The following is a 7,368-nucleotide window of genomic DNA, read 5'->3' as shown; positions in this document are numbered from 1 at the left end:
ACCCTCCCGCCCGCGGACGATGCGCTGCAGCGTCGCGGCGCCCTCCTGGAACGCGTCCGCCGTGCGGCGCGCCTCCACGCCGAGCGCCACGTCGGCGTCGTGCGTCGCATCCGCGAACGCGGCGGCCGCCTTCCCGAGCGCCGCCGAGAGCCGCGTGAAGGCCCCCGCGACGTCGTCCGCAGCCTCCCGCAGGCGCGCGAGCCGCGGATCGTCCGGCGGCGTGCGGTCGATGCGGCATTCCCGGGGCTGGCCGGCCGCGGCTCCGCCGCCCAGCCACGCGGTCGCCTCCTGGAAGAGGCGGTCCACGGCCTGCGCCGCGGCGCGCGCCTGCGTCTCCACCGCGCGGAGGACGTCGCCCGCTTCGCGCTCGGACCACCGCGACCGCAGGCGTGCCACGAGCGTCGTGCGATCGCGCGGTCGGACCACCTCGCCGATGCGGCGCAGCCAGGCGTTCCGCTCGAACGCGTCCCCGAGGTGCTGCGCGGCCAGGTCCTCAAGATGATGCGCCTCGTCGACGACGAGCCGCGTGTAGGGCGGCAGCACGGCGCCGCCCGTGCGAACGTCGGAGAGCAGCAGCGCGTGGTTGACGACGAGCAGGTCGGCCGCCTCGGCGCGGCGACGGGCCGCCATGAGGAAGCAGTCCCCGTAGCGGGGACAGCGGCGCCCGGTGCAGGCGTGCTCCTCGACCGCGAGCGCCGACCACCACGTCTCCTCCGCGTCGCGCAGGTTCAGCTCGGCCCGGTCGCCGTCCCGCGTGGTCTCCAGCCAGGCGGCGACGCGCGCGTAGAAGCGGCGCTCGCCCTCGCCCAGGGCCAGCTCCCCGGCGAGAATCTCGTCCCACCGCCGGAGACAGAGGTAGTGCGTCTGCCCCTTGACGACCTGCGCTTCAAACCGCGCGGGAAGCACGGCCCGCACCACGGGCAGGTCCTTGTCGACGAGCTGGTCCTGCAACGCGAGGGTGTGCGTGGAGACGACGACGCGCTCGCCGTGCGTCGCCGCCCACGCGGCCACCGGCAGAAGGTAGGCGAGGCTCTTGCCCGTGCCCGTCCCGGCTTCGACGAGCGCCACGCCGTCCGACTCCAGCGCCCGCGCGACGCGGTCCGCCATCTCCGCCTGACCGGCCCGCCACTCGAATGCGGGCAGCGCCCGCGCGAGCGCGCCCCCGCGCGCGAACGCCGACACCACGGCCCGGCGCTCCCAGCGCCCGCCGGGCAGGAGCTCCTCGTCGGGGGCGTCGCCGCCGCGCTCGTCGCTACCCGCGGCCGTCTCGCGTTCGGCGGCAGCGCGCTCGCGCGGAGACGAGCGCGACCAGCGGACCGTCGCCTCGTCCTCCGGCGCCGGCATGCGGGCCGCGATGGACGGCGCTTCGTCGAGAAACCGCAGGAAGTCCGGATCGACGGGCTCAAGGAGCCGGCGCCACAGCTCCTTGAGCCCGGGTGGGGCGCCGGCCGCGCGCAGGACGAGCCGGCCGTACAGCCACGCCGTGGCATCGGCGTCGGCGAGCGCGTCGTGCGCGGCAAAGGCCGGGCCGCCGAGGCGCCGCACGAGTCCCGAAAGGTCGTGAACGCCGGCCGGCCAGAGGCGGCGGGCCCATTCCACCGTGTCCACCGCCGGGCCGAGCGTCCACGGGGCCGAGCCCGTCGCGGCGCGAAGGAAGGCGAGGTCGAAGGGGGCGTTGTGGGCACAGAGCACGGCGCCTTCGGCCATCCCCCGTACCCTGTCCAGCGCCTCGTCCACGGAGGGCGCGCGGCGCAATGCGTCCTCGGAGAGCCCCGTCAGGCGGAGGATGGCGAGTGGAACCGGCCGCCGCGGGCGGCACAGCTGGACGAACCGGTCGACGACGCGGCCGCGGTCCCACAGGACGGCGCCGATCTGGATGATCTCGTCCTCGGCCGGGTCGAGCCCCGTCGTCTCGACGTCCACGGCCAGAATGCGCTCAAACATGGCGTCCCTCCGGGGGACCGTCTCACGGCAGGGGCCGGCCCAGGTGTTCGACGTCGTTGACGCGCAGAACGCGGGGTTTCGCCTGGCCGCCCGCGCGCACGATGGTCAGGCTCGTGTTGTCCAGGACGAAGCGCCCGCGAAGGCGCAGGTCGAGGCCGGCGAGCGTGAAGAGCAGGGTCTTGAGCGCCGCGCCGTGCGACACGACGAGCACGCGGCGGTACGCCTGCTGAAGTACCTCGTCCGCGAACGCCGCCACCCGCCGCCGGACATCCTCGAGCGATTCCCCGCCGGTGACGCGCGTCTGCACGCCGTCGCGGCGGTACGCCTCCCATTCTTCGGGGTAGCGCTGTTGAATCTCCTCGACGGTCAGGCCCTCCCAGCGACCGTACGACATCTCCCGCAAGCGGGCGTCGAGGCGAAGCTCGATGTCGCGCCCGTCGAGAAGGATGCGGGCCGTCTCCACGGCCCGCTTCAGGTCGCTGGCATAGGCGGCGTCGAAGGCGACGCCCGCGAGGCGGCGGGCCAGGCGCCGCGCCTGCTCGCGGCCTTCCTCGTTCAGCGGAATGTCGAGGCTGCCCTGGTACCGGCCCTCGCGGTTGGACTGGGTTTCGCCGTGGCGCACGAGATACAGGAGGGTCATCGCGCCGGCACGCTCCTACAGCCCCTCCACGAGCCGGGGCACGCGCCGGGACACCTCGTGCCGGATCCGTTCCTCGTCGAGCCGCGTGCACCGCCCGCCCTCGACGACGACCTCCCCGCGCACCAGGACCATCTCCACGTCCGCGTCCTGCGTGCCGTACACGAGCGCCGACACGACGTCGTGCAGCGGCGCGAACCGCGGGGAGGAAAGGTCGACGAGGACGAGGTCCGCCTCGGCCCCCTCTTCGATGCGTCCGATCTCCGGCCAGCCGAGGACGTCGGCCCCCCCGCGCGTGCCCAGCTCCAGCGAGCGCGCCGCCGGCACCGCCGCGCCGTCGCCCGTCGAGACCTTAGCGAGCCAGGAACACAGCCGCATCTCTTCCCAGAGCCCCATCTGGTTCGTCGAGGTCGGTCCGTCGGTCCCCAGGCCCATCGGCACGCCGGCCTCCAGCATGCGGGCCACGGGAGCGATGCCGCTCGCCAGCTTCAGGTTGGACATGGGGTTGTGCGCGACACCGCCGCGCATGCGGGCGAGGATGGCGATGTCGTCGTCCGACACGTGCACGCAGTGCGCCGCCAGCACGGGCCGCTCAAAGAGGCCGATGTCCGCCATCATCCGGATCGGCGTGCAGCCGTGCTGCGCCTTGTAGCGTTCCACTTCCACGCGCGTCTCGTGCAGGTGGATGTGGATGGCGCAGTCCAGCTCCCGCGAGGCGTCGATGATCTCCTTCAGATACTCGACGGAGCATGTGTACGGCGCGTGCGGCCCGAGCATGGCGCGGATGCGGCCGTCCGCCCCGCCGTGCCAACGGCGGAAGAAGTCCACCCCGGCGCGCAGGCGGCGCTCGCCGCCCCCGTCCGCGTCCAGGAGGCCGACGCACAGCACGCCGCGCATGCCGCTCTCCTCCACGGCGCGCGCGACCTCGTCCTCGAAGAAGTACATGTCGGCGAACGTGGTGGTCCCCGCCCGCAGGAGCTCCGCGAGGCAGAGCAGCGTGCCCCAGTACACGTCCTCCGCCGTGAGCCGGGCCTCGGCCGGCCAGATCTTCGTCTCCAGCCACGGCATGAGGTTCATGTCGTCGGCCCAGCCGCGGAAGAGCGTCATCGCCGCGTGGTTGTGCAGGTTGACGTGACCCGGCACGAGCGCCTTGTCCGGCCCGCGCACGACGCGCGCCCCCGCGGGCTTCTCGACCGGCTCGCCCGCCGCTGCGACGCGCACGATGCGGCCGCCGGCCACGACCACCGTGCCGCCGTGGATGACGCCGCGCGAGGTGGCCGTGACGACGTCGACGTTCTCGAACACGATGGGCGTCGATCGAGGACTCATTCGTGGCTCCACGAGTTCAGGTACTCTCGCTGCGCGTCCGACAGCTCGTCGAGGCCCGCGCCGGCGGCGGCCAGCCGCAGGCGCGCCACCTCTTCGTCGATTTCCCGCGGCACTTCGACGAGGTGCGGTCCCAGCCGTCCCGACTCCCGGTGCACGTACCGCAGGGCGAGCGCCTGCAGCGCGAATGTCATGTCCATGATCTCCGCCGGGTGCCCGTCCGCCGCCGCCAGGTTCACGAGGCGCCCCTCCGCGAGGAGGTACAGCCGCCGCCCGTCCGGCATCCGGTAGGCGCGGACGTTGGCGCGGGCCTCGTACACTTCCGCGGCGAGCTCGGCGAGGGCCGGCAGGTCGATCTCTACGTCGAAGTGGCCGGCGTTGGCGAGGATGGCCCCGTCCTTCATCCGCTCGAAGTGGCGGCGGGTCAGCACCGCGCGGTTGCCGGTCGTCGTGACGAAGATGTCGCCGACGGCGGCCGCCTCCTCGCCCGTCATCACCTCGCACCCGTCCAGCAGCGCGACGTTCGCGGCGAACGGATCGACCTCCACGGCCACGACGCGCGCGCCCAGCCCCTGCGCGCGGCGGGCGACGCCGCGGCCGCACCACCCGTACCCGACGACGACGACCGTCTTGCCCGCGACGAGGAGGTTCGTCGTGCGCATGATGCCGTCCCACACGGACTGCCCGGTGCCGTGCTGGTTGTCCATGAGGTACTTCATGCGGGCGTTGTTCACGCCGACCATCGGGAAGCTCAGCCGGCCCTCGCGGTCCATGGCGGCGAGGCGCAGGATGCCGGTCGTCGTCTCCTCGCAGCCGCCGCGCACGCCGCCGAGCCGGTCGCGCCGCTCCGTGTGCAGGCGGGCGACGAGGTCGCCCCCGTCATCGATCAGCAGCGTCGGTCCGGCGTCCAGCACCCGGTCGAGGAAGGACCGGTACTCCTGCGGTGTGCAGCCGTGCCAGCTGTGCACCTCGACGCCGAGAGAGGCCAGGCCCGCCGCCACGTCGTCCTGCGTGGAGAGGGGGTTCGAGCCCGTGATGACGACGCGCGCGCCCGCATCCTGCACGGCGAGCGCGAGGTTCGCCGTCTTCGCCTCCAGGTGCAGGCAGATGGCGACCGTCTCGCCGGCGAGCGGCCGCTCCGACCGGAAGCGTTCCCGGATCTGCGCCAGCACCGGCATGTGGGCCTCCGCCCACTCGATCTTGCGCCGGCCCTCGGCGGCCCACTCGGGGTGGCGAAGGGTGCTGCGCTCGATCGCGCTCATCGCTTGCCCTCCTCCCGGGCCGGGAGCCCGTGCACTTCCGGCAGGACGGCGCAGCCGCAGCGCTCGCTCGTGGGGGGGATCCTCGGCAGCGTGTCCATGATGAGCCGCCGCAGGTTGGCGACGTTGCGGTTCATGACCTCGACCACCTCGCTGTGCGTCAGCGGCGTGGGGCTGAGACCGGCGGCCAGGTTGACGACCATCGCCACGACGCTGTAGCACAGCCCCAGCTCCCGCGCCAGCACGACCTCCGGCACGCCGGTCATGCCGACGACGTCGCCGCCCAGCTGTGCGAACATGCGGATCTCGGCGGCCGACTCGAAGCGGGGACCCTCCGTGCAGACGTACACGCCGCCGTTCTTCACGTGCACGCCCGCGGCCCGGCCGCTCTCCTCCAGCAGCCCACGCAGTTCCGGGCAGTAGGGATTCGTGACGTCGACGTGCACGACGCCCTGCTCGCCGCCCTCGTAGAAGGTCATGGGGCGGCTCTTCGTGAAGTCGAGAAACTGGTCGCAGAGGACCATCGAGCCGGGGCCGAGCTCGCGGCGCAGAGACCCGACGGCCGCGGTGGCGATCACGCGCTCCACGCCCAGCGCCTTGAGCGCCCAGACGTTGGCCCGATAGTTCACGCGGTGCGGTGGAAACGCGTGGCCGGCGCCGTGCCGGTTCATGAAGACGACGTCCTCGCCGCGGTACCTGCCGATCACGACGTGCGCGTCGCCGTACGGCGTCGCGACCGTTTCCTCCCGCAGGTCCGTGAGAATGTCCGGGTCGTACACCCCGGTGCCTCCGATGATGCCGAGCCGCATGACATGCCTCCTCAGATACGGCGCCGCGCGGACGGGTCCGGCGTCCGCACGGCGTCCTCACGGTTGCAGGCGGCCGACAGGCTACGGACGGGGCGGCCCACCCTCGGCGTCCGCCGGCCGCGGCTCGCGGTCTTTCGGGCCGCCCGCCTGGCCGACCTCCCGCATGATGCGCAGCAGCTTTTCGAGCGACGATTGCAGAACAGCCCGCTCCTCCGCTTCCATGTGGGCGAGGACGGACTCCAGGTAGGCGCGGCGCTCGTCGATGACTTCCTCGATCAAGCGGCGGCCCTTGTCGAGGACGGTGAGGCGGACGAGGCGGCGGTCGACGGGGTCGCGCTCCCGCCGCACGAACCCGGCCCTCTCCATCCGCTGCACCAGATCGGTGACCGTGCTGGAAGCCAGGTAGAGCCGCTGGCACAGGTCGCCCATCGTCAGCTGGTCGTTGTGGACGAGGATCTGGAGGGCGTCGAACTGCGGCGGGGTGATGTCGAAGCGATCGAGGATGCGCCGCCCGTGCTGCCGCACGAGGAACGCGGTGCGGCGCAGCAGCAGCTCGATCGCTTCGACGTCCGGCGCGAACCGTCCCTCGGCCATCCGCTCACCGTCCTTTGGCGGGCACCTACTTCGACTGGCCGAAGGCCCAATCCTCGTCGGCGCGGGACCACGTCACGAGTTCGTCCGGACGGAACCAGATGGCGAGCTCACGGGCGGCGGACTCCGGCGAATCGGAGCCGTGCACCAGGTTGTATTGGATGTCGAGGGCGTAGTCGGCCCGCAGCGTCCCCGGTGCCGCCTGCAGGGGATTCGTGGCACCCATGGTCTGGCGGACGGCGTCCACCGCGTGCGGCCCTTCCCACGCCATGGCCACCACCGGGCTCGAGGTGATGAAGTCGATCAGCGCGGGAAAGAACGGCCGGTCCTTGAGCGGTTCGTAGTGGCGCTCGGCCGTGGCCCGGTCCACGCGCAGCATCTTGAGGCCGATGAGGCGCAGGCCGCGCTGTTCAAGGCGGTGGATGACCGTCCCCACGAGGCCGCGCTGCACGCCGTCGGGCTTGACGAGAACAAGCGTGCGCTCCATCGTTTCGCTCCTTTCGTGGTCAACCCTCTGGCAATGTACCGGTTCGCGGCCCCCGGCGCAACGGCCCGCCGAACCCGCCGGCGGCCCGGTCCGCCTGGGCGGCTTCGGTCGCGAGCAGGGCCAGCAGCGGCGTGGCGGCCCACACCGATGCGGTGGCCGCGGCCACCACGCCCGAGTCGTTGAAGACGAGGGCCAGCACCGACGCCACGGCCACAGCGGCCAACCCTTTCGCCAGATGGCGATGGCGGCGGAGGACGCCGTCGACGGGCGCCGGCGGGCGGAAACAGAACCAGAAGTAGACCGCGAGGGACACGA

Annotated in this window: 8 protein-coding genes; all 8 read right to left on the bottom strand. The window is 72.8% G+C overall.

Annotated features, from left to right (window positions below; genetic code table 11):
* The coding region (locus IRZ18_07470) for a hypothetical protein (GenBank protein ID MBX5476941.1) at nucleotides 1-1,944 on the bottom strand (1,944 nt) is incomplete at its 3' end.
* A 22-nt stretch (nucleotides 1,945-1,966) separates the two neighbouring features.
* The gene (gene cobC / locus IRZ18_07465; protein MBX5476940.1) at nucleotides 1,967-2,584 is read right to left on the bottom strand and encodes an alpha-ribazole phosphatase; all 618 of its coding nucleotides are present in this window, start codon (nucleotides 2,582-2,584) and stop codon (nucleotides 1,967-1,969) included.
* 15 nt (nucleotides 2,585-2,599) lie between these two features.
* The gene (locus IRZ18_07460) at nucleotides 2,600-3,910 is read right to left on the bottom strand and encodes an amidohydrolase (protein ID MBX5476939.1); all 1,311 of its coding nucleotides are present in this window, start codon (nucleotides 3,908-3,910) and stop codon (nucleotides 2,600-2,602) included.
* Nucleotides 3,907-5,169, bottom strand: a complete 1,263-nt coding sequence (locus tag IRZ18_07455) for an adenosylhomocysteinase (protein ID MBX5476938.1) — start codon at nucleotides 5,167-5,169, stop codon at nucleotides 3,907-3,909. Before IRZ18_07455 ends, IRZ18_07460 begins: the two co-directional genes overlap by 4 nt.
* On the bottom strand, nucleotides 5,166-5,975 hold the full coding sequence (gene mtnP / locus IRZ18_07450; GenBank protein ID MBX5476937.1) for an S-methyl-5'-thioadenosine phosphorylase: 810 nt from the start codon (nucleotides 5,973-5,975) through the stop codon (nucleotides 5,166-5,168). The genes IRZ18_07455 and mtnP overlap by 4 nt, the downstream gene beginning before the upstream one ends.
* 81 nt (nucleotides 5,976-6,056) lie before the next feature.
* Nucleotides 6,057-6,569: a MarR family transcriptional regulator gene (locus tag IRZ18_07445; GenBank protein ID MBX5476936.1), complete on the bottom strand. Its 513-nt coding sequence runs from the start codon at nucleotides 6,567-6,569 to the stop codon at nucleotides 6,057-6,059.
* Between the two features lie 25 nt (nucleotides 6,570-6,594).
* A complete protein-coding gene (gene ndk / locus IRZ18_07440; protein MBX5476935.1) occupies nucleotides 6,595-7,053 on the bottom strand; it encodes a nucleoside-diphosphate kinase in 459 nt (152 codons plus the stop codon).
* Between the two features lie 19 nt (nucleotides 7,054-7,072).
* The coding region (locus IRZ18_07435; protein ID MBX5476934.1) for a hypothetical protein at nucleotides 7,073-7,368 on the bottom strand (296 nt) is incomplete at its 5' end.

The sequence above is a fragment of the Clostridia bacterium genome, assembly GCA_019683875.1.
Lineage (GTDB): Bacteria > Bacillota > Sulfobacillia > RBS10-35 > Bu92 > Bu92.
Note: the sequence above shows the minus strand (reverse complement) of the source record. Positions and strands in the feature narration are given on the sequence as shown.